The following is a 24494-nucleotide window of genomic DNA, read 5'->3' on the forward strand; positions in this document are numbered from 1 at the left end:
TAGCCGCCGCGCTCGTGCCGAGGTCTCGGTGGCTGTCGTTCGCGCGGACCACGCGCGAATCCCTGGCTATGCTTTGCGGAACCGTCGCTGCGAGGCAGGAGATTGGTCGTGGAGTACTTCGATCTCGGAACATATTCGCGCCCGGTGAGCACCTCGTCACCGGTCGCGCAACAGTGGTTCGATCGGGGGCTGATCTGGTGTTACGGGTTCAACCATGAAGAGGCCGTGCGGTGTTTCGCCCGAGTTGTCGAGGCGGACCCGGGCTGCGCCATGGGGTATTGGGGGATGGCGTTCGCCTCGGGCCCCAATTACAACAAGTCGTGGGAACTGTTCGAGGAGTCGGAGCTGGCCGACGCGGTCGCGCGCACCGATGAACTGACCCGGCAGGCGCAACAGGCCGCGGCCACGGCCACGCCGGTGGAGCGCGCGCTGATCGAGGCGAGCGCCGAACGGTTTCCGGCGGGACGGCTCGAGGGGGACGGGTCGGATCGAAACCTGGCCTACGCCAATGCCATGCGCACGGTGTATGAGCGGTTCCCCGACGATCCCGACGTCGCGACCCTGTTCGCCGACGCCCTGATGAATGTGACGCCCTGGGCGCTGTGGGATCAGCACACCTGCCGTCCCGCGGCGGGCGCGTTCACCCTGGAGGCGAAGGCGGCTCTCGACCGGACATTGGGCAGCACCGCCGGACACCGGCATCCGGGCGCGCTGCATATGTACATCCACTTGATGGAGATGTCGCCGACGCCCGAAGACGCACTGCCGGAAGCGAATCGACTGCGCGGGCTGGTGCCCGACTCCGGACATCTCGAGCATATGCCGACGCATCTGGATATCTTGTGCGGCGACTACGAGGCGGTGGTGTCGTCCAACTCGGCGGCCATAGCCGCGGATGACAGGTACGTGCTGCGGGAAGGCGCATTCAATACTTACACGCTCTACCGCGCGCACAATCTGCACTTCAAGATCTACGGCGCGATGTTCCTCGGCCGATTGTCGACGGCGTTGGAAACCGTTGCCCAGCTGGAGGATTCCATTCCGGAAGACCTGCTGCGCGTGCGGGTTCCGCCCATGGCCGACTGGCTGGAGTCGTTCGCGAGCATGCGGGTGCACGTGCTCATCCGATTCGGGCAGTGGCAGTCGATCATCGACCTGCCCATGCCGTCGGATGCCGGACTCTACTGCGTCACCACGGCAATGCTGCACTACGCCAAGGGCGTCGCGTTCTCGGCGACCGACCGCGTCGCCGAGGCCGCCGAACAACAGCAGCTCCTGCGGGCCGCGCGCAACCGGGTCCCGGAATCGCGGACGCTGTTCAACAACACCTGCCGCGATATCCTCGCCGTGGCCGAAGCCATGCTGGACGGTGAACTCGAATACCGAAAAGGCAACTACGACACCGCATTCGAATCCCTGCGCCGCGCCATCGACCTCGACGACAACCTGCCCTACGACGAGCCCTGGGGCTGGATGCAACCGGTCCGCCACGCCTACGGCGCACTCCTGCTCGAACAAGGCGACCTCAGCGCGGCCGAAGCCGTCTACCGCGCCGACCTCGGCCTCGATGACACCCTCCCGCGCGCCTCCCGCCACCCCGCCAATGTCTGGAGCCTGCACGGCTACCACGAATGCCTGCAGCGCCTGGGCAAACTCGGCGAAGCCGAGGCCATCGCCCCCGAGCTGGCCGCCGCCATCGCCCACGCCGACGTCCCCATCACCGCCTCCTGCTACTGCCGCACCACCGAGCGCCACTGCTGCGACTAGCGTCCCTCCTCCCACCAGCATTCAAATTGACAGTGTTGTCGCGATTGTCCGGCGTTGATTACAGTCGGCTTCGTGAAGATCGCTGACACCCCGGCCGCCGGTGCGGAATTCCCACGCGCGACGCCCGCGCAAGCCGGACTGGACCCCGCCGCGGTACTGGCGGCAATCGACTTCACCGAGCGCCGCTTCACCCGCTCCATCCGGGTCTACCGGCACGGCTACCTGATCGGCGCGGGCGACCGCGACGAGACCCGGTCCCACGCCATCCGGCCGGTCTGGAGCGCGTCCAAGAGCGTGCTGGCCATGGTCACCGGCCGCGCGATCACCCTCGGACTGCTCGAACTCGATGACCCGGTGGGACGCCATCTGCCCGAAGCCGGGCCGCGGTACCGCGATATCACTGTCCGGAATCTGCTGAATCAGAGCTCAGGCCTGCAGTTTCGCCCCGGGCGGGAGCTGGGCGTGCCCCTGTTCGACCAGGTGGGTGTCGCCCTGAGCGCCAAGCCCGAGCATGAGCCCGGCATCTATTTCGAATACGCCCAAGCGCCCCTGAGTCTGCTCGGCCATGTGATTACCCGCGCCACCGGCATGCCGTCCACCGAGTTCGCGCAACGGGAGTTGTTCGCGCCCTTGGGCATCGAGCGGCGGGAGTGGCGGGTGATCGACGACCGTGCCGGACACCCGTATTGGGCCGGTCTCGCCCTGATGAGCGCGCACAATCTCGCCCGGCTCGGACACGTCCTGCTCCGCGAGGGCAAATGGGACGACCACGAACTGCTCACCACCGATTTCGTCCGCCAATTGCACACCCCCGCGCCGACCAATCCCGGCTACGGATTCCTGGTGTGGCTCAACGCCGCCGAGACCGGAACCATCACCTGCCGAGCCCCGGCCCGCTCGATCCTCGACCGGCCCATCGTGCCCTCCGCCCCCGCCGACGCCTACCTGTTCAGCGGAATGTTCGACCAGATAGTCGCGGTGATCCCGAGTCTCGACATGGTGGTGGTCCGCACCGGCCAGGTACCCAACCGCACCTTCGACATCACCGGGATGATGAGCGTCATCACCGCCGAATGGGCCCACGAATTCTTCCGCCGCCTACTAGCCGGAAGCACCGAGGCTGCCGTACCCGCCGCCCCGGGCCCGTTCCGCGCCGACGGATTTCGCCCACTGCGCGAAGGTGCCCGCGCCCGCCGCTGATATCGATTCAGCCGAGACGGCCACCTGCGCAAACGCCCGGATGTCACACTCCCGCTGGCCGCATCGTCCTCTTATCGAAGCGGGCATCAGCGCCCGCGAACCAGTGTGAGGAGCGGGAACATGTCGAAGAAGATCGCGGTGGCCGGAGCGACCGGGCGACTGGGCAAGCACGTGGTCGATGTGCTGAACGAGCAGGGCCACGAGGTGGTCGCCTTCTCCCGGTCCACCGGCGTCGATATCGAGACGGGCGCGGGCCTGCTCGAAGCCCTCGAGGGTGTCGAGGTCGTCATCGACGCATCGAGCACGCCGTCCGCCGATAAGGACATCGCGACCGAGTTCTTCCTCGCCGCCGCACGGAACCTGCATGAGGCGGGCGGCAAGGCGGGCGTCGCACGCTTGGTCGTCGTATCCATCATCGGCATCGACGGTTCGGTGGCGGGCTACAACGCCGCCAAGCTCGCCCATGAGCAGGCGCTGCTGGAAGGTCCACTCCCCGTGCAGATCCTGCGTGCCGCGCAGTTCAACGAGCTGGTCGAGGTCATGACCCAGTGGGGCACCCAGGGCGATGTCGCCTACCTGCCGAATATGCGCACCCAGCTGGTCGCGGCCCGCACGGTCGCGGAGTCCCTGGTCGAGCTGGCCGTGAATCCCGCACCGGAATCCACCGGCGCACCCTTCCCCGAGGTCGCGGGCCCGCAGCCCGAGACCATGGCGGGCGCTGCCACCCTGCTGGCCGCGCGCCTGGGTCACCCGGCGCGGGTCGTCGAGGTCAGCGATCCAGCCAACCCGGACCGCGAGCAGTTCGAAAGCGGCGCACTGCTTCCCGCCGCTCACGCCCGGCTGGCCGGTCCGACCTTCGCCGAATGGCTCGATGCCGCCTACCCGGCCGCACGCTGAACTCTCGGTTCGGAAACTCGCGATGCCCTGAGGAATTCCGCGCCCAGCTGAATTCCGCGACGGGTGCGGACGCCCCGGGACGGATAGAGTGAACGCGCTCGATCCGGCTAGTCAGGAAGTATCGGTGTGACCGAACCTCAACACGAGGCGCATGAACGGGCCAGCTGGGCGGAGTTGTTCTTCGATCTGGTGCTGGTCTTCGCCGTGACGCAGGCCGCGCATCTGCCCGTCGGGCATCCGACCTGGACGGCCGTCGGGCAGGCGGTGTTATTGCTGGCCGTCATGTGGTGGTCGTGGGTGGGCACCACGCTGGCGGTGCACGGGGTCGAGGATTCGAACCGGCAGCGAATGTTCCTGTTCGCCTGCGGATTGTGCATGTTCTTCATGGCGATCACGGCACCGCACGCCTTCGACGGGCACGCGCAACCGGTGATCTTCGCCTCGGCGCATCTGGTGTTGCGGCTCATGCTGTGGAACGAGATGCGGCGCAAGGGCGCATTCGCGGGTGCGGGCGGCTTCGGCATGTGGCTCAATCCCTACACCGTCACGGCGGTCGCCGCGCTGATGCTGCTGGGCGCGGGGATCGGCCCGGAAGGCGGAGTCCGCAATGGGATCTGGATCGCCGCGGTGCTGCTGGCCTTCGGCGGTCCGGCGCTGTTCGCCCGCCGACTCCAGGCCATGCAGTTCGGTGCCACTCACCTGCCCGAGAGGTTCGCTCTTTTCGTCATCATCGCGCTCGGCGAGATGGTGGCGTCCGTCGGTTCGCAGGCGGCCGAGACGCATCTCGGGGTGTCGTCCTGGCTCAGCATCGTGCTGATCTTCCTGCTGGCCTGCGGGCTGTGGTGGCTGTATTTCGCCTACGGTTTCGCGGCCGTCGAACATTCCCTGCGCACCAACCAATTGCGCGGTGTGGTCGTGCGAGACGTGCTCAGTTACGGCCATCTGCTCATGGTCGTCGGTTTGGTCCTGGTCGCGGTGGGCGCGCGCGGTATGGTCGCGCACCCCACCGAACACGCTCACGGCCCCACCGGCTACCTCCTGCCCATGGGCGCGACCCTGTTCGTCTCGGGTTTTGTCTTCACCCGCTGGCGCATGTTCGGCGCGCCGACCGTCGGCAGAACCTCTGTGGCCCTGCTTCTCGCGGTGCTGACCGCGGCCTCACCGCTGCTGCCGCCGATCGCGATCCTGGCCCTCGTCGCCGCGGTGATCGCGGCATTGAACGGCTTCGAGTACTGGGTGGTGTCGACGGGACGTCCCCTGGCCCTGGTCCGGATGCCACAACCTAAGTAAGGCCGCTCGGCCGCGGCCGTGAGCCGGGTTCCTGCCGGGGCATGAACTGCTCCGGCGGCAATTGCGGTGCGGGAAGACTACTTTGGGCGCGGGCCTCCTCCCACAGCGCCACGGTGTCCGGAAGTTGAGGGAGGATCAGGTTCGGCGCGCCGGAGAGGTTCAGCGCCGAGGTCAGGTCGCCGCAGGTTTCGCGACGCCACGCGCTCAGATTGGGAACCTCCACGCCGAAACGGGTTTCGAGAAAACGCAGCACCGAAGTGTGGTCGAAGGTATCGCTGCATACGTAACCGCCGCGGGTGAAAGGCGAGATCAGCAGGGTCGGAACCCGCGGACCGAGACCGATGGGCCCGGCGATCCCGGTCGCTTCCGGAGTGTTCGCGAGCGCGGCGGCGCTCAGATATTCGCCCGCAGTGCCCGGCGGCGGCAGGGGCGGCGGCACATGGTCGAAGAAGCCGCCGTTCTCGTCATAAGTCAGGATCAGCAAGGTCTTTCGCCAGACGGCCGGGTCCGCGGTCAGGGCCTCGAGGATCTGCTCGAGATAGAACGCCCCCGCGGCCGGGAGCTGTGCCGCGTGTTCGGTGCTCCACTCCGGCCCGACAATCCAGGACACCTGCGGGAGGTTGCCGCTCTCCACATCCGCTCGAAGTCGTTGCGGCAGTTGACCGTCCGGAATGGTGGAGCGCCCGCGCCGGAACAGCTCGGTGCCCTCGTCCTGAAAGGCGACGAAGTGATCGAGCATATTGTCCTCGAAATCGTCACGCTCCCGGTAGACGTACCAGTCGATTCCGGCGTTCTGCAGCCGTTCCGGATAGGTGGTCCAGCTGAACCCGGTCCGCAGATTCGCCACATCCGGCCCGCCGTGCGTGCCCTCCGGATCAATGGTGGCCGACATCAGATACAGCCGATTGGGATTCGTCGGCCCGATCACCGAACAGAAATAGCGGTCGCAGATCGTGAACGCATCGGCCAGCCCGTAATGGAATGGCAGGTCCTCACGGGTGAAGTAACTCATCACCCGCGCACCACCATTGCGTACGCCGTCCGGATGACTACTGCTCGCGGCCGTCCCCATATCCAGCGCATGACTCGCGACATACCGGTCATTCGCGCCCGCCGCCACCGACGCGTGCTGCGCCTGCCAGCTGTGGTCGACATCGCTCAGATTCTGCGCCGAGGACGCGCGCACCCCGAGATGCCACGGCAGCACGGTCCCACCGGAACCGTCGAATACGAACGGGTCGTACTGCTCGAACACCGAGCGACCCGTGCGCGGATCCCGTTGGGCGAGTGGATCATCGAAGCCGCACACCCCCGACAGCGACCCGAAATAGTGGTCGAACGAGCGATTCTCCTGCATGAAGACAACCACATGCTCGATATCCCGCAGCCGCGATCCGGCCGCCGCGGGCTGCGCGAGTGCCGCCCGCGCCGACATCGACAGACCGCCCAGCGCGGCCATCCCACCCAGCAATCCGACACCGCCGCGCAGCAGCTGCCGTCTCGTCCACACAGTCATCGCTGATGAATACCTTCCGCTACCGGCCCGGCGATCGGTGGCCCGAGTCTCGCAGATGCCGGGAGTCCGCGCGGAGCGACACGGTGTCAACGCTGTAGGTCTACAGTGGTTATCAACAGTGTTGACCAGGGCGGAGCCCGTCACCATGGCTGAACCTAACGACCGCAAGACCCCTCGCACTCACCCTGATCGGGTGAGGGCCGCAGGTCGCGGCGGGCCGGTAACCAGGGCGGCCGTGCTGAGCGCGGCGCTGGCAATCGTCGATCGTGATGGCGTCGAAGGACTTTCGATGCGCCGCCTGGCCGAGGCCGTGGGCCGGGATCCGATGGTGATCTACCGCCACGTCCCGAACAAGGCCGCGGTGCTCGACGGCGTGGCCGAGATCGTGTTCGCGCAACTGTCGGTCGATGTGAAGGATTCGGACTGGACCGCTCAATTACGGGTCATCGCACGGGATTTTCGCGCCCTGGCCCTGGAACATCCGCATGTGGTGGCGCTCCTGGTCACCCGCCCGCTGGCCACCCCGCTCGGCCAGCGCCCGCCCGCCGTGGTGCGGCCCCTCGAGGACATTCTCACCCTGCTCACCCAGGCCGGATTCTCCGGCGAAACCGCCCTGCACATCTACCGCGCGCTGTTCGGATTCCTCTACGGCCACATCCTCAATGAATTGCAGGAAGTCGTCGAACGTCCGGAGGAGACCGACGAGGTACTCCGGCTCGGACTGCATCGCCTGCCCGTCAATGAATTCCCGCTGCTACGCGAACTCGCACCCCTCCTGGCCCACTACGACGGTGCGGCCGAACTCGAACGCGGCCTCGACATTCTGCTCAACGGCCTCGCCGCAACACTCTGAGGCCGCAAACACTTAGGACCGATCATGGCAATCACAGAGGTCGCCGCCTACGCCCACCTCAGTCCGGCGGATGTCGAAGCGCTCGGCCGCAAACTGGACGCCATTCGCACCGATATCCAAAACCGGCGCGGCACCCGCGACGCCACCTATATTCGCCGCACCATCGCCTTTCAACGCGGTCTCGACGCCGCCGCGCGACTGGTGATCGCCTGCACCCGGACCAGATCCGGCTGGCTGCTCGGCACCGCCGCCCTGGCCACCGCCAAGAGCATCGAGAATATGGAGATCGGCCACAATGTCTGCCATGGCCAATGGGATTGGATGAACGATCCGGAAATCCACTCCCGCACCTGGGAATGGGATATGGCCGGGCTCTCCGCGCAATGGCAGTACTCGCATAACTATCGCCATCACATGTTCACCAATGTGGTCGGGATAGACGACGATATCGGCTTCGGCGTGCTGCGGGTGACCCGTGACCAGCGCTGGTCTCCGCGCCTGCTGCTCGCCCCCCTCCAGAATCTGCTGCTGGCAGCCACTTTCGAATGGGGCATCGCGCTGCACGGCATGTACTCCGAACGCGACCGCTGCGCCACCGAGGCGGAGAAATCCGCGCAGAAGAAGGCCATGATCGCCAAGATGGCCCGCCAGACCGGCAAGGACTACCTGTTCTTCCCCGTCTTGAGCGGCCGTCGCTGGCGGCGCACTCTCACCGCCGATCTGACCGCGAACATCCTCCGCAATATCTGGGCCTACCTGGTCATCTTTTGCGGTCACTTCCCCGACGGCGCGGAGAAGTTCACCCCCGAATCCATGGCCGACGAGACCCGCCCCGAGTGGTACCTCCGACAAATGCTGGGCAGCGCCAACTTCGACGCCGGTCCGGTCCTCGCCTTCCTCAGCGGCCACCTCTGCCACCAGATCGAACACCACCTGTTCCCCGACCTGCCCAGCAATCGCTACGCCGAAATAGCCCGGCAGGTGCGCGCCCTGTGCGACGAATACGACCTCCCGTACACCACCGGCCCGCTGCCCCGGCAATACCTGCTGGTCCTGCGCACAATTCACAAACTCTCCCTCCCCGACAGCTTCCTCACCGCGACCGCCGACGACGCCCCGGAAACCGCCTCCGAACGAAAATTCCACGGCCGCACCACCTTCGACCCCGCCCGCCCACTGCCACGCCGGGGTCTCCGCACCGCCCTGCGCCACGACCGCGTCCGATTCCGCGGCCTCGCCCGACCCGACGCGGAATAGTTCGCCGCGAGGCAAGCTGCCCGGAAGGGCCCTGCACCACACAGCAGGAGTCCGCCGACTAGTCCGGGCGCTGCTCGTGGTCGATGCCCTCGTGCTCGCCGCCGCGCCGGAATCGCAGCAGCCGCAAGGCATTCGCGACCACCAGCAGCGTCGAGCCCTCGTGGATGAAGACGGCGGGACCGATGGGGAGACCGATCAAGGTGGCCGGGACCAGGCCCGCGACGATCACCAGGGCAACGGTCAGATTCTGGCGAATGATCCGGGCCGTGCGGCGGCTCAGATCGATGGCGAAGGGGAGACGGCCGATATCGTCGCTCATCAACGCCACATCGGCGGTTTCCAGGGCGACCGCGGAACCGCTTGCGCCCATGGCGATTCCGACCGAGGCATTGACCATGGCCGGTGCGTCGTTCACGCCGTCGCCGACCATGGCGGTGCCGCCGCGCGCGCTCAGATCGCCGACCATGGTGACCTTGTCCTCGGGGAGCAGGCCGCCGTGCGCGGCATCCAAGCCGAGGCCACCGGCGACGGCATCCGCGACGCGCTGATTGTCGCCGGAGATGACCACCATGTTCTCGATGCCGATATCGCGCAGCTTGGCGATGACCGGAGCGGCCTCCGCGCGCGGGGTGTCCATGACGCCGAGAACACCGAGGTAGACGCCCGCGCGGCGCACGATCATGGTGGTGCGACCGCGGGAGTGCAGGTCATCGACGGTGGCGCGAAGATCGTCCGGGAGGGGCTCGGTATCGATTTCGGCGAAGAGCGTGGTGTTGCCGATCTCGGTGGTCCGGCCGTCCACCAGTGCGGTGACACCGCGGCCGGTCACCGAATTCACCGCTGTCGCAATGGTGGTGATGCCCTCGGGGACCTCCGGGGCGAGATCGCGGGTAATGGCGGTCGCCAGTGGGTGATCGCTGAAGGATTCGACCGCGTACACCGTATTGACCAGCGCCTCACGCAATTCGGGGCGCGCGGGCACGATATCGGTCACGCGCGGACGGCCCCAGGTGAGCGTGCCGGTCTTGTCGAAGGCGATCGAGCGGACGCGGCCGAGCGACTCCAAGGGTCCGCCGCCCTTCGCGAGCACACCGGCCTGAGCCGCACGGGCGATCCCGGCGAGCACCGCGCTCGGCGTCGCGATCGCCAGCGCACAGGGGCTCGCGGCCACCAGCACCACCATGCCGCGATAGAAGCTGTCGGCGAACGGCTCGGTCAGGGCGAACATGCCGAAGCCGATCACCGCCGCCACCCCGATGAGAACCGCAGGCACATAGACGATCTGGAACCGGTCAATGAATCTCTGCGTGGGCGATTTCGCGGTGTCGGTGTCGCGAACCATGGCGATCACCCGCGCCAGCATGGAATCGGAGGCGCGGCTGGTCACCCGAACCTCCAGTGCCCCCGACCCATTCAGCGTTCCGGCAAACACCCGCTGCGACTCGGGCACGGTCCGCCCGGATACCAGCTCGGCTTCGTCGGCGGGCCGCTTCTCCACCGGAATACTCTCCCCGGTGACCGAGGACTCATCGATGGCGCTCGTTCCCGCCACCACGATGCCGTCCGCGCTCAACCGCGAATTCGGCAGCACCACAACGACATCGCCGATCTGCAGCTCATCGACCGCGACCTCGACAACCTCATCCGGCCCCCGTCGTACCAGCGCGGTTTCGGGCGCGAGCTCGCCCAGCGCCTCGATCGACCGCTGCGCCCGCCCCATCGCATACTCCTCGAGCGCATGCCCGAGGCTGAACAGGAACAACAGCACCGACCCTTCGGCCCACTTCCCGACCGCCGCCGCCCCGAGCGCCGCGACCAGCATGAGGAAGTCGACCTCGAACCGCCCGCGCCGCACCGAGTAGTACGCGGTCCGAATCGTGAAGAACCCGCCGAAGAAATAGGTGGCCCCGAACAGCACCGTCGCAACCCACGACGGGGAGTCCACCAGGTAGCGAGCGACCATGCCTCCGGCATAGGTGACACCCGAGGCCAGGGCGAAGATCATCTCCATTCGCCTACCCAGCCAAGGATTGTCATGCCCATGACCTGGGGATTCGGTCGATCGACCACTCGAATCAGCCCGTAACTGTCCATTTGCTGCTGGCGTCATGTCCGAACTATAACATCAACATATGCGCATTAATGCATGTCACTTTCATGGTGGTGCCCGCCGAGACCGCGGTTATTGTGGGGGAATGGGCATTATGGGCGAACTCTTCCCCGGTCAGAAGCTTCAGGACGACGGCAGCGGCGGCAGCGATGGCCAGCTTCTTCGCCCGGTCGAGCTCGATCTGGATTCCGGCGTGATCCGGGTGCGTCCCGCCCAGCCCACGCAGCCCGCGAAGCCTGCGGACAGCGGGGCTCATTCGGCCGAATGACGGGCGGACGCCCCGAGTCTGTCAGAGCTTTTGGCTATATGTGGGGCAGATCATAGTCATTCACGTCCATGAATAACGGGTCGAAAGTCTGTTTATCGCAAGACATTTGAGGCCGTTTGACGTAGATCACTCCCGTTTATGGGCTCTCAGCCCATTCTCAGGCTACATTTCAGCAACGATCTACTGGACACTTGCCTAGGGCGCTTGAAAAGCCCCCCGCTCCCGAAAACGGAAGTGCCCGCGCAAGGAAAGACCGACGAAGATGAAGTTCAGCAAAGTTGCCGCGACCTCGGCTCTGGTCATCGCCGCACTGGGAATCGCGACCGGCACCTCTCACGCCGATACCGCCCCGGCCCCGGCTCCCGTTCTTCCCTCTTTCCTTGATGGCGTCAACCAGGGCATCAACCAGCTCGTCCCCGGCATCCACTGGAACACCCACATCGAGGGTGATTCCATCGTGCTCGACACCGATGCCGGTTCCATGACCAACGACAATGGCCAGTTCGCGGTGCGCGACAACCTGGGCAATGTGGTCACCCAGTTCCCGCTGAGCTACACCGTGGCCGACCTCGAGTACCCGATCAATGCGAGCGTCGAGGGCCTGCGTGCGGTGCTGACCCCGAGCAAGGTTGCCTCCGGTCCGGCGCTGCACGAGGTCACCAGCTCGAAGCAGTCGAGCTTCGATGACGCAGTCGGTGCGGCGGCCACTCAGTTCGGCATCGCCACCGCCATCGGCACCCTGGTCGGCACCATTATCGGCGGCTCGCTCGGTCTTGTGATCGGAGGCCTCTTCGGTGGTATCCCCGGTGCCCTCGCCGGTGCGGCTACCGGCATCACGCTGGGCGCTGCCGCCGGTCTGGTGCTGGTCGGTGTGCCTGCCGCGATCATCATCGGCATCGGCTTCGTGCAGCGGATCAACAACCCCGCCGAGCAAGGCAACTAAGCCCTTTCGCACACAGAGCCCGCCCCCATCGCATGATGGGGGCGGGCTCTTGCGCTGCGAACTGAAGGTTTGCTTGATAGGCTTGAAACAGACCCAATGAACATGAACTGTAACGAAATCATGCTTGATGACTCGGGTTTGCCACATTTAGGCAACAATTAAGCAACATTTACAAGTGACTCTTATGGCGGGTGCTCGATGAGGACCTCGCTCCCGAGCAAGGGAAGCGCCCGCTGTAAGAAAGCGACGAAAACGCATGAAGCTCAAGAAGTTCGCCGCCACCTCGGCTCTGGTCATCGGCGCACTGGCTGTCGCGACCGGCACGTCGTACGCCGACACCGCCCCGGCCGCTCCGGTCATCCCGTCCTTCCTGGATGGCGTCAACCAGGGCATCGGCCAGCTCCTGCCGGGCATCCACTGGAACACGCAGCTCGAGGGCGACTCCATCGCCCTGACCACCGATGCCGGTTCCATGACCACGGACAACGGCCAGTTCCAGGTTCGTGACATCGCGGGCAATGTCGTCACTCAGTTCCCGCTGAGCTACTCCATGAACGACGTCACCTACCCGATCAATGCGACCGTCGATGGCCTGCGCGCCGTGCTGACCCCGAGCAAGGTCGCCGCGGGTCCGGCCGGTCTGCCGCTGCACGAGGTGACCAGCGCGCAGCAGTCCAGCTTCGATGACGCGGTGTCCGCCGCCGCCACCCAGTTCGGCATCGCCACCTCCATCGGCACCCTGATCGGCACCATTATCGGCGGTGGCCTGGGCTGCGCGATCGGCGCCGCGGGCGGCGTCATCCTCGGTGTGGCCGTGCTGTCCGGTCCGGGCGGCGTCGCGGGCTGCATCGCGGGCGCCGGAGTCGGCATCGCCCTGGGTGCTGCCAGCGGCCTGGTCCTGGTCGGTGTTCCGGCCGCGATCATCGTCGGCATCGGCTTCGTGCAGCGGATCAACAACCCTGCCGAGAACAGCTAGTCGCACAACGAGAATCGGGCCGGGTCGCATACAGCGACCCGGCCCGATTCTCGTTTATCAGCTAGCGCGGCTTGCGCTGCAGGATCGAGTCGCGGATCAGGATGAACGCGAGCGCGACGGCGAAGCAGATCAGGAAGATGTACCCGGTGTGGCCCGAGCCGGACGAAGCGCCCTGCGGGCCTTCGAACAGCATGGCCAGCAGGATGACGACGACGATCCAGCCGGCGATGCGGGCGGAACGACGCGATTCACCGCTCCAGCCCCAGGCGGCCGACGGAACCTCGGCGGTATCGACCTTGGTGACTACACCGGCGCTGTGGGCGGGTTCCAGTTCCGTGGCGGCCACTTTCGCTCCTTATATGGCTCGAATCGAATACTCAGCCATATGGTGGCATACGACCGGGCGTCGTAGCCAGCAGGGTGGCGGCGAGGCGGCAGGTGTTCGGTTGTGAGTTGCGGCAGGGGAGAATGAGCGCGTGTCCGACGTTGTGAAAGTTCTGCTGCTCGGCAGCACCGGTTCGATTGGTACCCAGGCGCTGGAGGTGATCGCCGCCAACCCCGACCGTTTCGAAGTGGTCGGACTGGCCGCGCGTGGCGGCAATACCGAACTGCTGGCACAGCAGATCGCCGCCACCGGAACCCGCAATGTGGCCATTGCCGACGAGGCGGCCGCGGCGAAACTCGGTGTGGCACTGGCGGGCCCGGACGCGGCGACGGAATTGGTGCGGCGCACCGACGCGGACGTGGTGCTCAATGCGCTGGTCGGTTCGCTGGGCCTGGAACCGACGCTCGCCACCCTGGAATCCGGGCGGCGATTGGCCTTGGCCAATAAGGAATCTCTGGTCGCGGGCGGCTCGCTGGTGACGCGGGCGGCCGCACCGGGCCAGATCGTGCCGGTCGATTCCGAACATTCGGCGCTGGCGCAGTGCCTGCGCGGCGGGCGCGCCGACGAGGTCGCCAAGCTGGTGCTCACCGCCTCGGGCGGGCCGTTCCGGGGGTGGACCACCGAGATGCTGGAATCGGTGAATCCGGCCGAGGCCAAGACACATCCGACCTGGTCCATGGGCCCGATGAATACGCTCAACTCGGCCTCGCTGGTGAACAAGGGCCTGGAGCTGATCGAGACGCATCTGCTCTTCGGCGTGCCCTATGACGACATCGACGTGACGGTGCACCCGCAGTCCATCGTGCATTCCATGGTCACCTTCTATGACGGTTCCACCCTCGCGCAGGCCAGCCCGCCGGATATGAAGCTGCCCATCGGTTTGGCGCTGGGCTGGCCGGATCGGGTGTCGGGCGTGGCGGCGGCGTGTGTCTTCTCCACCGCCTCCACCTGGACCTTCGAACCGGTGGACAACGAGGTGTTCCCGGCCGTCGAGCTCGCTCGGACCGCCGGTAAGGCGGGCGGTTGTGTGACGGCCGTCTACAACGCGTCCAATGAGATCGCGGTGCAGGCGTTCCTCGACGGACTGATCCGTTTCCCCGACATCGTGCGCACCGTGACACGGGTGGTGGAGTCCGCCGACCGGTGGACCGGAGAACCCAGTACTTTGGACGAGGTGCTCGCGGCCGACTCGTGGGCGCGAGAAACCGCGCGCACGATCGTGCGCGGCTGACAGCAGGAGGGTTCGACACCGCATGGTCTACGCGATTGGCTTCGCACTGTTCGCCATCGGTATCACCGCGTCGGTCGCGTTGCACGAATGCGGCCACATGTGGACAGCGCAGGCCACCGGCATGAAGGTGCGGCGCTACTTCATCGGCTTCGGCCCGAAGGTGTTCTCGTGGCAGCGGGGTGAGACCGAATACGGCCTGAAGGCGCTGCCGCTGGGCGGTTTCTGCGATATCGCGGGCATGACCGCCCTGGACGAGCTGGATCCCGAGGATCTGGACCGGGCCATGTACCGGCAGGCCACCTGGAAGCGCATGCTCGTCATGTCCGGCGGCATTCTGATGAACTTCTTCCTCGGCTTCCTGCTGATCATGCTGCTCGCGGTGGTCTGGGGACTGCCGCGCTTCGACCAGCCCGAGACGGCGCAGCTGGGCGCGATGAACTGTGTCGCCAATATGGGTCCCGATCAGAAGCTGCTGCCCTGCACCGGCGATGGTCCCGCGCAGCGTGCCGGGCTACAGCGCGGTGATGAGGTCACCGCGCTGAACGGCACCCCGATCAAGACCTGGAAGGAATTCCGGGAGCAGACCGAGAAGCAGACCGGCCCTTTCACTTACACGATCAAGCGTGATGACCAGGTGCTGACCGTTCCGGTGACCCCGGAGCAGGCGGTGTCCTATCCGGAGAAGGACGGCACCCCGAAGACGGTCGCCAAGATCGGCGTCGGCCCGGACAGCTACGGTCCGGTCAAATACAACGTGCTCGCCGCGATTCCGGCGTCGGGCGCGTTCACCGGTGAGATCGCGGTCCGCACCGTGCAGTCGCTGGCGAAGATGCCCGCCAAGGTGGTCGATCTGTGGCACGCCATCGCGGGCGGCGAGCGCGATCCGGAGACTCCGGTCAGCGTCTACGGCGCGAGCAAGATCGGTGGCGAGACGGCCGAGCACGGGGTGTGGAGCCTGTTCGTGCTCACCTTGGCCAGCCTGAATTTCTTCCTGGGCGCGTTCAATCTGCTGCCGCTGCTGCCGCTCGATGGCGGGCATATGGCGGTGGTTCTCTACGAGAAGCTGCGCAATACCCTGCGCGGTCGCAAGGGCCTGCCGCCCGGCGCTCCGGTCGACTACCTGAAACTCCTTCCGGCCACGTACGTGGTGGTCGTATTGGGCGGCGCGTACATGATTTTGACGCTCGTCGCCGATATCGTGAACCCGATCAAGCTGTTCCCCTGAGGTTTCGAGCATTTCCTTGCTGACGCAATAGGCCCGCCCGGTGACAAATCGTGCCGGTGCGGGCGCTGGGCCCGGCTGTTGTCGGTGGCGGTGGGTAGGGTGAGCGCAGGGACCGCTACTGGGCTCGGGTGTGGGTAGCGGTCGGATCCTAAGTTCCTGGCGCAGTGGATGTCTCGTGCATCTCTGCGTGAAGGAATGGTGTTTGCGTCGTGGAATTGACCCGCGGAGCGAATGCACCGGTGGCTGCGTCGTCGGTGTCGCTCGTGCTGGAGTGGGGTTCGGATCGTGAGGTCGACCCACAGGCCCTGCTGCTGGCCGAGACCGGGAAGATCCGGTCCAATGATGATTTCGTGTTCTTCAATGCGCCCAAGCATCCGTCCGGAGCGGTGGTGCTCGAGGCCGCCGCGGCCGGGCGTGCCACGCTGCGCCTGGAGCTCTCGGCCATCGAACCGGACGTGAACAAGGTGGTGATCGCCGGATCGGTGGAACCCGGCTCGTTCCAAGACGTTTCGGGGCTGGTGCTCACCGTGCAGGATGCGGGCGGACCGCTGCTGCGGTACCGAGTCCAGGGCACCGAAGCCGTGACGGCCATGGTGCTCGGCGAGTTCTACCGGCGCAATGACGACTGGAAGTTCCGGGCCGTCGGACAGGGCTGGGCCAGCGGATTGCGTGGGCTGGCAGAGGAATTCGGCGTCGATGTCGATGACGATGCGCCGGAGCCCACGCGGCCGCCGGTGCTCCCGGTAACGCCTCCACCGCCCGTTCCCGAACCCAAATCCACCATGCCCGCGGGCTGGTATCCGGCCCCGGCCGATCCCGCGCGGTTGCGCTGGTGGAGTGGCTCGGCCTGGACCGAGGACTATCGGCGCGCGGTGCCCGGCAATGACCCGAACGCCTGTCTGCGCTGCGGCCAGCAGAAGCGAGTCCCGCGCTTCGGTGCCGCACCGCCCTGCCGCGCATGCGAATCCGAGGTCAACCGATTGCTGGAGACCTGGCGCGGCCAGGCCTGGCAGGTACTTCTCACCGATGGCCCACGCGGCCCGCGCTGGGACGAACTCTGGATTCAACTGCGCTTCAACATGATCAGCGACGTCACGGGTGGCGAGGCGCTGCGTCCGCTCGCCGTCGGATACCTGGAACGCGTGGTGGCCTTCGCCTTCGCCGACGGCGAGATCGAGCAGGAGGAGCTGGAGGAGTTCGAGGGCTCGATCGCCATCTTCGAGTCGCTCGTCGATCTCACCGTCGCTCGCGCGCATATCGACGGCCTGCGCCAGCGGATGCTGCGCGGCCGGTCACTGACCCAGGTCAAGGTCGGTGACCTGCCCCGGGTCGAGCGTCCCGATCTGCATCTGGAAGCCGACGAGCTGCTCTACCTCGACGTCAATGCCACCCAGATCAGGTATCTGGCCAGCGGGCCGAAGTTCGTCAGCGGCCGCCTGATCGGCAGCAGCAAGAAGCTCCGCTTCGTCGGCACCGGCGCGGGCACCGAGCTGGCTTGGGCCAAGATGGTGTCGATCCGGAACGAGTACGACACCGTGGTCATCGAGGCGAGTACCGCGCGCGGCGGCGGCACCTATCGGGTGCCGGATGCCGAGTATGTCGCCGCGGTGCTCGAGGGCGCGCTGCGCGTGGCCAAGCGTCTGGTCCTGGCTCCCGGGGCGCGCGACTCCCGCGCGATTCCGCAGGATGTGAAGTCCCGTGTCTGGCAGCGCGATGGCGGCAAATGCGTGCAGTGCAGCGACGATCGCTACCTCGAGTTCGATCACATCATCCCGTGGAGCCGGGGCGGCGCGACCAGCGTCGACAATCTGCAGATCCTGTGCCGCAAGTGCAATGGGGAGAAGGGCGCGCGCATCTGATTCCGACGAGCGGCCCGCCGGGCAAATGTCAGGCGGGCAGTTCCTTCAGTAGTTGCCGACACAGCCGATCGGCGAGCCGGGTGGTCTCGGGCTGCCGGTACTGGGGAGTGAGCGAGAGCACTTGCGCGCACGCGGTTTCGATATCAATGAGATGACCGATCGACACGAATACCGGCTTCACATCGGTCCGGGTGCGCAGCGCGCGGCCCACCTCGTCGCCGTCGAGGGTGATTGCGGAGAACGCGCCGCGCTCGTCGCCGGGTGGGTCGAATTCGCCCCAGGCGTTCTTGGCTACACCGATGCTGGGCAGACCGGTCAGTAGTCCGAGATGGCAGGCGAAGCCGAATCGGCGCGGATGAGCCAATCCCTGGGAATCGCACACCAGCAGATCCGGTGTGACGGTGAGCTTTTCGAGCGCGGTCAGCGTGGTGGGCAGTTCCCGGAAGGCCAGCAGCCCCGGTACGTAGGGGAAATCGGTGGTCCCGCGCGCGGTGACGGTCTCGACCGGTTCCAGGGTCCGGGCATCCAGCACGACTATGGCGGCGACCACATTGCCCTGCTCATCGTAGGCGGAATCAAGTCCGGCAACCGTCCGGAATACCGGCGGGCGAGGGTTGCTCGCGATCACGCTCGAACGCAGCCGATCCTGCAGCGCCATAGCCTCTTCAGCTGTGCGAGGCCAGGGATTCGGGTTCGCTACCTTCACTTTTGGGATCGTAAACCTTCGCATGATCAGCAACGAATACATGGTGTAGACCCCCGTCGGTTCCGAACCGAACACCCGGGATGTGTACCGTTGTCGCCGCCGTCACAGGGCAACCGGTATTCGGGCCTCGGTAAGCTCGGGACCGGAAGGGTGTGAGGACTCGATGAAAGTAGGCAAGCGATCGTGAGCAGTGCCATCGCTTTAGGTATGCCGTCCGCGCCGGCGGCGGTCCTGGCGCCCCGACGCAAGACCCGCCAGCTGATGGTGGGCAAGGTCGGAGTGGGCAGTGAGTTCCCGGTCTCGGTGCAGTCGATGACCACCACCAAGACCCATGACGTGAACGCGACTCTGCAGCAGATCGCGGAACTCACCGCATCCGGCTGCGACATCGTGCGTGTGGCCTGCCCCCGGCAGGAGGACGCCGACGCGCTGGCGATCATCGCGAAGAAGTCGTCGATCCCCGTGATCGCCGATATCCATTTCCAGCCCCGCTATATCTTCGCCGCCATCGACGCGGGTTGTGCCGCGGTGCGCGTGAACCCGGGCAATATCAAGGAATTCGACGGCCGCGTCGGCGAGGTCGCCAAGGCCGCGGCCGCGGCGGGCATCCCGATCCGCATCGGCGTGAATGCCGGTTCGCTCGACAAGCGGATGCTCGAGAAGTACGGCAAGGCCACCCCCGAGGCGCTGGTGGAGTCGGCGCTGTGGGAAGCCTCGCTGTTCGAGGATCACGGCTTCGGCAATATCAAGATCTCGGTCAAGCACAATGACCCCGTCGTCATGGTGGAGGCCTACCGCCAGCTGGCCGCGCAGTCGGATTACCCGCTGCACCTGGGTGTCACCGAGGCCGGTCCGTCCTTCCAGGGCACCATCAAGTCCGCGACCGCGTTCGGCGCGCTGCTCTCGCAGGGCATCGGCGACACCATTCGTGTCTCGCTGTCCGCGCCGCCCGCCGAGGAGGTGAAGGTCGGCGATCAGATTCTGCAGTCGCTGAACCTGCGCCCGCGCAAGCTCGAGATCGTGTCCTGCCCGTCCTGCGGTCGCGCGCAGGTCGATGTGTACACCCTGGCCAATGCCGTCACCGCCGGTCTGGAGGGCCTGGAGGTGCCGCTGCGCGTGGCCGTCATGGGCTGCGTCGTGAACGGTCCGGGCGAGGCCCGCGAGGCCGATCTGGGTGTGGCCTCGGGTAATGGCAAGGGCCAGATCTTCGTCAAGGGTGAGGTCATCAAGACCGTGCCCGAGCATCTGATCGTGGAAACCCTCATCGAGGAGGCCATGCGCCTCGCCGAGGAGATGGGCGAGGCCGCCGGGACCGGTTCGCCGGTCGTCAGCGCTGGCTAGCGCACCGCGCCGCCCCTGGTCAGCCGGGGTCGGCGCACCATCGCGGCCGATAGTCCGGCACGTTTTCACAACTTCTGGCAGGCTGTGAACGTGCGGAGTGTGCTGGAGCCGACTCGCCGGGCCAAACCGTCCGGAGCTCGTCAGCTTGCGAACCGCGATCTGACGCAGGTTTTACGCGTGCTCGACACCGACCCGGTGGCGAGTTGCATGGTGGCCGCGAGGTTGCAGGAATACGGTCTCGACAGCCGTGGCGTCTACGGGGAACTGTGGAGTCGCGGCGGACCCGAGAACTCGTTGTGCTTCTCGGGCGCGAATCTGGTGCCGCTGCGCGGTACTCACGCCGATCTGCGCGCCTTCGCCGAGCGTGCCATTCGCGGGCCGCGCATCTGTTCCTCCGTGGTGGGTCGCCGCGAACTGGCACTGCCGCTGTGGGAATTGCTGGCCGAGCAGTGGGGTCCGCCGCGCGATCTGCGCGATGATCAACCGCTGCTGGCCTTGGACAAGACCGCCGGGGTCACCCCGGATCTGCGGGTGCGCCGGGTGCGGCCCGAGGAGATCGACCGCTATCTGGTCGCCGCCGTCGCCATGTTCACCGAGGAGATCGGCGTCGATCCGCGTGCGGGCGATGGTGGCCGCGGCTATCGCCGCCGGGTGGCCAGTCTGATCGAATCCGGCCGGGCCTGGGCGCGTTTCGATGACGGCGAGGTCGTGTTCAAGGCGGAGGTGGGGGCGCTCTCGCGGCGCACCGGCCAGATTCAGGGCGTCTGGGTGCATCCGGATCGGCGCGGTCAGGGCTTCGGCACGGCGGGCACGGCGGCCGTCGCCAATGTCGTTGTCGCGTCGGGCCGCACCGCGAGCCTGTATGTGAACTGCTACAACGAGGTCGCGCGCCGCGCCTATCAGAAGGTGGGATTCCGGCAGATCGCGACATTCGCGACAGTGCTGCTCGACTGAGTGTTGCTGTGACGTTGCCCTGAAATCCGTTCCCTTGCAGTGTGTCGCGCAGGTTTGCCAGTAGTTGGCTCTAGCATCTGTGCCGATGTCAACACGGGTGCTCACCTTGATGATTGCCGCCGCGGTCTCGGTTGCCACGGTCGGCTGCTCCTCCGGTCCACAGGGTCCGGCGCAGGCCGCGGACGCCTTCGTCACCGCCTTCGCGCGCCACGATCTCGACGCGGCCGCCGAACTCACCAGCCAGCCCGAGAAGTCCGGTGCGGCAATGACATCGGCCTGGGATCAATTGCAGGCCGAACGTCTGGTCGCGCGGACCGGCGACACCCGGGTCACCGGCGACACCGCCGTCGTGGACTACATCTACGAGTGGCATATGCCCAAGGACCGCGTCTGGTCCTATCGCGGTCAATTGCAGATGGGCCGCAGCGACGGTCGCTGGCAGGTGCGCTGGACCTCGGCGGATATCCATCCGCAGTTGGGCAATACGCAGACCCTGCAATTGCGCACCACCCCCGCCGCGCGGGCGCGCGTGAACGAGCGTGCGGGCACCGATGTGCTGGTTCCGGGCTCGGTATACCGGGTGGTCTTCAAAAAGTCCGCAGCGTCCGATGCGACGGGCGTAGCGGCCGCCCTGGCGGCGGTCCTGGCCCGCATCGACGATCGGATCACGCCCGAGTTCATCAATGACGGCGCGCGCCGGGCCGATGGCGGCGTCTTCACCGTCGCGTCCCTGTCCGAGTGGGAGTTCGGCGAGGTCAAGACGGATCTGCTCGGCCTGCCGGGCATCTCGTTCACCAAGGAGTGGGATCTGGTCCCCACCGACCGCCGCTTCGCCCCGGACCTGCTCACCCAGGTGCGCAAGACCGTGATCGACGAAGTGGACGGCAAGGCCGGGTGGAGCGTGGTCACCGTCAATTCCAATGGGGTGGACACCGATGTGCTGAAAGAGATTGCGCCGCAGACCTCCCCGTCCTTCTCGCTGAGCATCGACCGCAATGTCCAGAATGCCGCGCAGCGGGCGGTGGACCTGCGCGACGAGCAGGCCATGATGGTGGTGATGCAGCCCTCCACGGGTGCCATCCTGGCCATCGCGCAGAACGAGGCGGCCGATTCCGACGGCCCGGTCGCGGCCTCGGGGCTGTACCCGCCCGGTTCGACCTTCAAGACGGTGACCGCCGCCGCGGCCATGACCGCCGGGCGGATGACCCCCGATACGGTGGTGCCGTGCCCGAGCCGAATCGTGGTGGGGGAACGCACCATTCCGAACTACAACCTCTTCGGCGTCGGCGATGTGCCGATGTGGACGGCCTACGAGCGGTCCTGCAATACCGCCTTCGCCAAGATCGCCTCGGAGCTGGAGGGCACCGATCTGCGCACCGCCGCGGCCGCCATGGGCATCGGGCCGGACTATTCGGTGGTCGGGCTGCCGACGGTGTCGGGCAAGGTGCCCGAGGACGAGGATCTGGTGCAGCGCGCCGAGGACGGTATCGGTCAGGGCAAGGTGCTGGTGAGCCCGTTCGGGCTGGCCATGGTGGCGGCGACGGTCGCGCACGGTTCCGCGCCGGTGCCGTATCTGATCTCCGGTCATCCCACCCGGGTCTCGGGTGATCGGCCGGGATTGTCCCCGGCGGTGGTGGATGGGCTGCGCATGATGATGCGGAAGGTGGTGCTCGGCGGAACCGCCGAGCGCATCGTGGATCAGGGTGAGGTGTACGGCAAGACCGGTGAGGCCGAGGTGGACGGCGGCTCGCACTCCTGGTTCATCGGGTATCGCGGGGATCTGGCGTGGGCGACCCTGGTGGTGCGCGGCGGGAGCTCCGACAATGCGGTCGCGGTCACCCGGGACATGGTCACCGCGCTACCCGCGGGCTATTGATCGGAGCGTTTGCTCAGCGTTGTCCAGGATCTAGCCGAGTGCACGCGGCCTGATGGATTTCCCCCGTGCTGGCGTCGGATATGTAGCGTTGCTGGGCCAGCGCCTTGGCGGGCGGGCCGGCGGCGGATTCATCGCCGATCATTTCACTCACACCTGCGCCAGCGAGGATCATGCCCGCCGTGGTGAGTAGCAGAAGGGCCGAACGCTTCATGTCCTACTCCCTTGTTTGGGGATGAGTCAGGCGACCCGATCGGTCAGTGCTGTGGCTGACGCAGCGGAGTGCTGATGCTCATTAGGGTTGGCTGATTGTTTGCCAGTGAAAGAGACGGTAATCCGCCTCACATGCCCCAAGCAAGACACAAGTGTGACTCGGCACACTTGTCGCGAAATGGTGCCCCAGGTCACACACGCATTGTGACCGAGAAGTTCATCTTCAGTTCGCCCGCTGCATGGTCGCCGCGAGGTGATGCTGCAATGGCTGCTCGACCGCGGCCATTCGCAGTGTGTAACTGAGGGTGTCGCCGTCGAGGGTGAGGGTGCGGCCGAGTCCGGTCACCGATTTGGCGGTGCTGCTGCGGCCGATCGAGGTGGAGTCCAGCTCCAGGCGCAGGCCCGCACCGTCGGCGACCAGCGTGCCCTCGCAGATCTCGGTGATGCCGGTCGGATGGGCCAGGATCAGCTCGATGCGATCGTCGGGGAGAGCGCGCAGATAACCGGTCTCGGCGTGCATGGGCCTACTGCCGTCGGCCGAGCGGGTGCGCTGGCGATAAGTGAGGAAGGGTCGGCCGACATGACCGAACTCCACCTCCTCCAGATACTCGAACGACTCGATGGTCGGATACTCGCCTTGGCCGCGTCCGCGCCAGGTGCCGAGCAAGGGGGCCAGGTGAGCGATATCCGGGTGGGGGGCAACGGGAGTCTGGGGTTCGAGCACGGCGGCCAGCTTAATCCGCCACGCGCATTCCGGCGGGCGGTCGACGCGCTGAAAATCGCGTATTTCCCGAAAGGGGGCTGGATCTCAGCGGCGGCTCGCGCGGCGGTATCCGTAGGCGGCCGGGACCGCGAACACCACGATCAGTCCGACCGACCAGGCCAGGGTCTGCACCAGCGGTCCGGCCAATGGTCCGCCCTCGGCCAGTGCGCGCATGGTGTCGACCGCGACCGACATGGGCTGATGTCGCACCACCGGCGCGATCCACTGCGGGTACGCGCCCAGCGGCACGAAACCGGTGCTGAAGAACATGAGCAGTGAGGACAGGATGGCGATCGCTTCCACCAGCGTCGATTTCGCGGTGAAGACGGCAATGGCGGTGACCAGGGTCGCGAAGGCCAGCCCGAACAGCACCGGAATCCACAGGAAGGCGAACGCGGGCAGCACACCCTGGCGGAACCGGAAGCCCAGCAGCATGGCGAATCCGATAATGACGACGGTGCCGAGGAAGATCCGGCAGCCCTCGGCCAGAATCCGCCCGGCCAGACCGGAGGCGCGGTGCACGGGCAGCACCCAGAAGCGGGCGAGCAGCCCGGCATTGCGTTCGCGGCCGAGCATGACACCGCTGGCGACCGTGCCGGACAGCGCGCCCACCAGGGTCACCATGGGCACCGAACCGTAGAGGGCGCTGTGGCCGGAGAACTTCTCGATCTGGGTGCCGACCACGATATTGAGCATGAGCAGCAGCAGGCACGGGACGATCAGCGTCTCGAGCAGGGTGATCGGGTCACGGCCCCAGCGGATCAGCAGCCGCTGGGTCTGAATCCAGGTGTGCCGCAATAGGGCCGGGATGGAGGTCTCGGTGGTTGCGATGGTGTCGGCGGGGTCGATGGTCTCGATGGTGGCCAT

Annotated in this window: 22 protein-coding genes; 15 read left to right on the top strand and 7 right to left on the bottom strand. The window is 66.4% G+C overall.

Features of this window, described 5'->3' with window-relative positions:
- The first annotated feature begins 108 nt into the window (after positions 1 to 108).
- From AB0N05_RS05940 to AB0N05_RS05955, 4 genes are all read left to right on the top strand, one after another.
- Positions 109 to 1767, top strand: coding sequence for a hypothetical protein (locus AB0N05_RS05940; RefSeq protein WP_364688071.1), 1659 nt, complete (start codon positions 109 to 111; stop codon positions 1765 to 1767).
- 72 nt (positions 1768 to 1839) lie between these two features.
- The gene (locus tag AB0N05_RS05945) at positions 1840 to 2967 is read left to right on the top strand and encodes a serine hydrolase (RefSeq protein WP_364688073.1); all 1128 of its coding nucleotides are present in this window, start codon (positions 1840 to 1842) and stop codon (positions 2965 to 2967) included.
- Positions 2968 to 3087: 120 nt separating this feature from the next.
- Entirely contained in the window at positions 3088 to 3864 is a 777-nt protein-coding gene (locus tag AB0N05_RS05950; RefSeq protein WP_364688075.1) for an NAD(P)H-binding protein, read from the top strand.
- A gap of 126 nt (positions 3865 to 3990) precedes the next feature.
- Positions 3991 to 5154, top strand: a complete 1164-nt coding sequence (locus tag AB0N05_RS05955; protein ID WP_364688077.1) for a low temperature requirement protein A — start codon at positions 3991 to 3993, stop codon at positions 5152 to 5154.
- On the opposite strand, the gene AB0N05_RS05960 is transcribed toward AB0N05_RS05955, so the two are convergent.
- A complete protein-coding gene (locus AB0N05_RS05960) occupies positions 5147 to 6670 on the bottom strand; it encodes an alkaline phosphatase family protein (RefSeq protein WP_364688079.1) in 1524 nt (507 codons plus the stop codon). The genes AB0N05_RS05955 and AB0N05_RS05960 overlap by 8 nt on opposite strands.
- Before the next feature lie 193 nt (positions 6671 to 6863).
- Here AB0N05_RS05960 and AB0N05_RS05965 point away from each other — a divergent pair, with 193 nt between their 5' ends.
- Both AB0N05_RS05965 and AB0N05_RS05970 read left to right on the top strand, forming a co-directional pair.
- The gene (locus tag AB0N05_RS05965; protein WP_364688081.1) at positions 6864 to 7523 is read left to right on the top strand and encodes a TetR/AcrR family transcriptional regulator C-terminal domain-containing protein; all 660 of its coding nucleotides are present in this window, start codon (positions 6864 to 6866) and stop codon (positions 7521 to 7523) included.
- 24 nt (positions 7524 to 7547) lie between these two features.
- Positions 7548 to 8780, top strand: coding sequence for an acyl-CoA desaturase (locus tag AB0N05_RS05970; RefSeq protein WP_364688083.1), 1233 nt, complete (start codon positions 7548 to 7550; stop codon positions 8778 to 8780).
- A 58-nt stretch (positions 8781 to 8838) separates the two neighbouring features.
- Here AB0N05_RS05970 and AB0N05_RS05975 read toward each other — a convergent pair whose 3' ends face one another.
- Positions 8839 to 10791 carry a heavy metal translocating P-type ATPase gene (locus tag AB0N05_RS05975; RefSeq protein WP_364688086.1) on the bottom strand — a complete coding sequence of 651 codons (1953 nt, stop codon included), beginning with the start codon at positions 10789 to 10791 and terminating at the stop codon, positions 8839 to 8841.
- A gap of 184 nt (positions 10792 to 10975) precedes the next feature.
- Here AB0N05_RS05975 and AB0N05_RS05980 point away from each other — a divergent pair, with 184 nt between their 5' ends.
- The 3 genes from AB0N05_RS05980 to AB0N05_RS05990 all read left to right on the top strand — a co-directional run bounded on the left by AB0N05_RS05980 (position 10976) and on the right by AB0N05_RS05990 (position 13077).
- Positions 10976 to 11158, top strand: coding sequence for a hypothetical protein (locus tag AB0N05_RS05980; RefSeq protein ID WP_364688088.1), 183 nt, complete (start codon positions 10976 to 10978; stop codon positions 11156 to 11158).
- A 262-nt stretch (positions 11159 to 11420) separates the two neighbouring features.
- Entirely contained in the window at positions 11421 to 12101 is a 681-nt protein-coding gene (locus AB0N05_RS05985; protein WP_364688090.1) for a hypothetical protein, read from the top strand.
- 256 nt (positions 12102 to 12357) lie between these two features.
- Positions 12358 to 13077 (top strand): hypothetical protein, encoded by a 720-nt coding sequence (locus AB0N05_RS05990; RefSeq protein ID WP_364688092.1) that lies wholly within the window; start codon positions 12358 to 12360, stop codon positions 13075 to 13077.
- A 61-nt stretch (positions 13078 to 13138) separates the two neighbouring features.
- On the opposite strand, the gene AB0N05_RS05995 is transcribed toward AB0N05_RS05990, so the two are convergent.
- Positions 13139 to 13423 (bottom strand): DUF2631 domain-containing protein, encoded by a 285-nt coding sequence (locus AB0N05_RS05995; protein WP_364688094.1) that lies wholly within the window; start codon positions 13421 to 13423, stop codon positions 13139 to 13141.
- Positions 13424 to 13553: 130 nt separating this feature from the next.
- On the opposite strand from AB0N05_RS05995, the gene dxr reads away from it, so the two are divergent.
- The 3 genes from dxr to AB0N05_RS06010 all read left to right on the top strand — a co-directional run bounded on the left by dxr (position 13554) and on the right by AB0N05_RS06010 (position 17777).
- Positions 13554 to 14693, top strand: a complete 1140-nt coding sequence (gene dxr / locus AB0N05_RS06000) for a 1-deoxy-D-xylulose-5-phosphate reductoisomerase (protein WP_364688096.1) — start codon at positions 13554 to 13556, stop codon at positions 14691 to 14693.
- Between the two features lie 22 nt (positions 14694 to 14715).
- Entirely contained in the window at positions 14716 to 15918 is a 1203-nt protein-coding gene (locus AB0N05_RS06005; RefSeq protein WP_364688098.1) for a M50 family metallopeptidase, read from the top strand.
- Positions 15919 to 16127: 209 nt separating this feature from the next.
- Positions 16128 to 17777, top strand: a complete 1650-nt coding sequence (locus tag AB0N05_RS06010; protein WP_364688100.1) for a TerD family protein — start codon at positions 16128 to 16130, stop codon at positions 17775 to 17777.
- Between the two features lie 28 nt (positions 17778 to 17805).
- Here the strand turns inward: AB0N05_RS06010 and AB0N05_RS06015 are convergent, their stop codons facing one another.
- Positions 17806 to 18435, bottom strand: coding sequence for an endonuclease V (locus AB0N05_RS06015; protein WP_364688102.1), 630 nt, complete (start codon positions 18433 to 18435; stop codon positions 17806 to 17808).
- A gap of 231 nt (positions 18436 to 18666) precedes the next feature.
- On the opposite strand from AB0N05_RS06015, the gene ispG reads away from it, so the two are divergent.
- From ispG to AB0N05_RS06030, 3 genes are all read left to right on the top strand, one after another.
- Positions 18667 to 19824: a flavodoxin-dependent (E)-4-hydroxy-3-methylbut-2-enyl-diphosphate synthase gene (gene ispG / locus AB0N05_RS06020; protein ID WP_364688104.1), complete on the top strand. Its 1158-nt coding sequence runs from the start codon at positions 18667 to 18669 to the stop codon at positions 19822 to 19824.
- A 90-nt stretch (positions 19825 to 19914) separates the two neighbouring features.
- The gene (locus AB0N05_RS06025) at positions 19915 to 20778 is read left to right on the top strand and encodes a GNAT family N-acetyltransferase (RefSeq protein WP_364688106.1); all 864 of its coding nucleotides are present in this window, start codon (positions 19915 to 19917) and stop codon (positions 20776 to 20778) included.
- A gap of 85 nt (positions 20779 to 20863) precedes the next feature.
- Entirely contained in the window at positions 20864 to 22654 is a 1791-nt protein-coding gene (locus AB0N05_RS06030) for a penicillin-binding transpeptidase domain-containing protein (RefSeq protein WP_364688108.1), read from the top strand.
- A gap of 13 nt (positions 22655 to 22667) precedes the next feature.
- On the opposite strand, the gene AB0N05_RS06035 is transcribed toward AB0N05_RS06030, so the two are convergent.
- The 3 genes from AB0N05_RS06035 to AB0N05_RS06045 all read right to left on the bottom strand — a co-directional run bounded on the left by AB0N05_RS06035 (position 22668) and on the right by AB0N05_RS06045 (position 24494).
- On the bottom strand, positions 22668 to 22865 hold the full coding sequence (locus AB0N05_RS06035) for a hypothetical protein (protein WP_364688110.1): 198 nt from the start codon (positions 22863 to 22865) through the stop codon (positions 22668 to 22670).
- A 222-nt stretch (positions 22866 to 23087) separates the two neighbouring features.
- The gene (locus AB0N05_RS06040; protein ID WP_364688112.1) at positions 23088 to 23588 is read right to left on the bottom strand and encodes a peroxynitrite isomerase; all 501 of its coding nucleotides are present in this window, start codon (positions 23586 to 23588) and stop codon (positions 23088 to 23090) included.
- An 84-nt stretch (positions 23589 to 23672) separates the two neighbouring features.
- Complete coding sequence (locus AB0N05_RS06045; RefSeq protein ID WP_364688114.1) at positions 23673 to 24494, bottom strand: ABC transporter permease; 822 nt, start codon at positions 24492 to 24494, stop codon at positions 23673 to 23675.

It is taken from the genome of Nocardia sp. NPDC051030, assembly GCF_040683015.1.
Taxonomy (GTDB): Bacteria; Actinomycetota; Actinomycetes; order Mycobacteriales; family Mycobacteriaceae; genus Nocardia.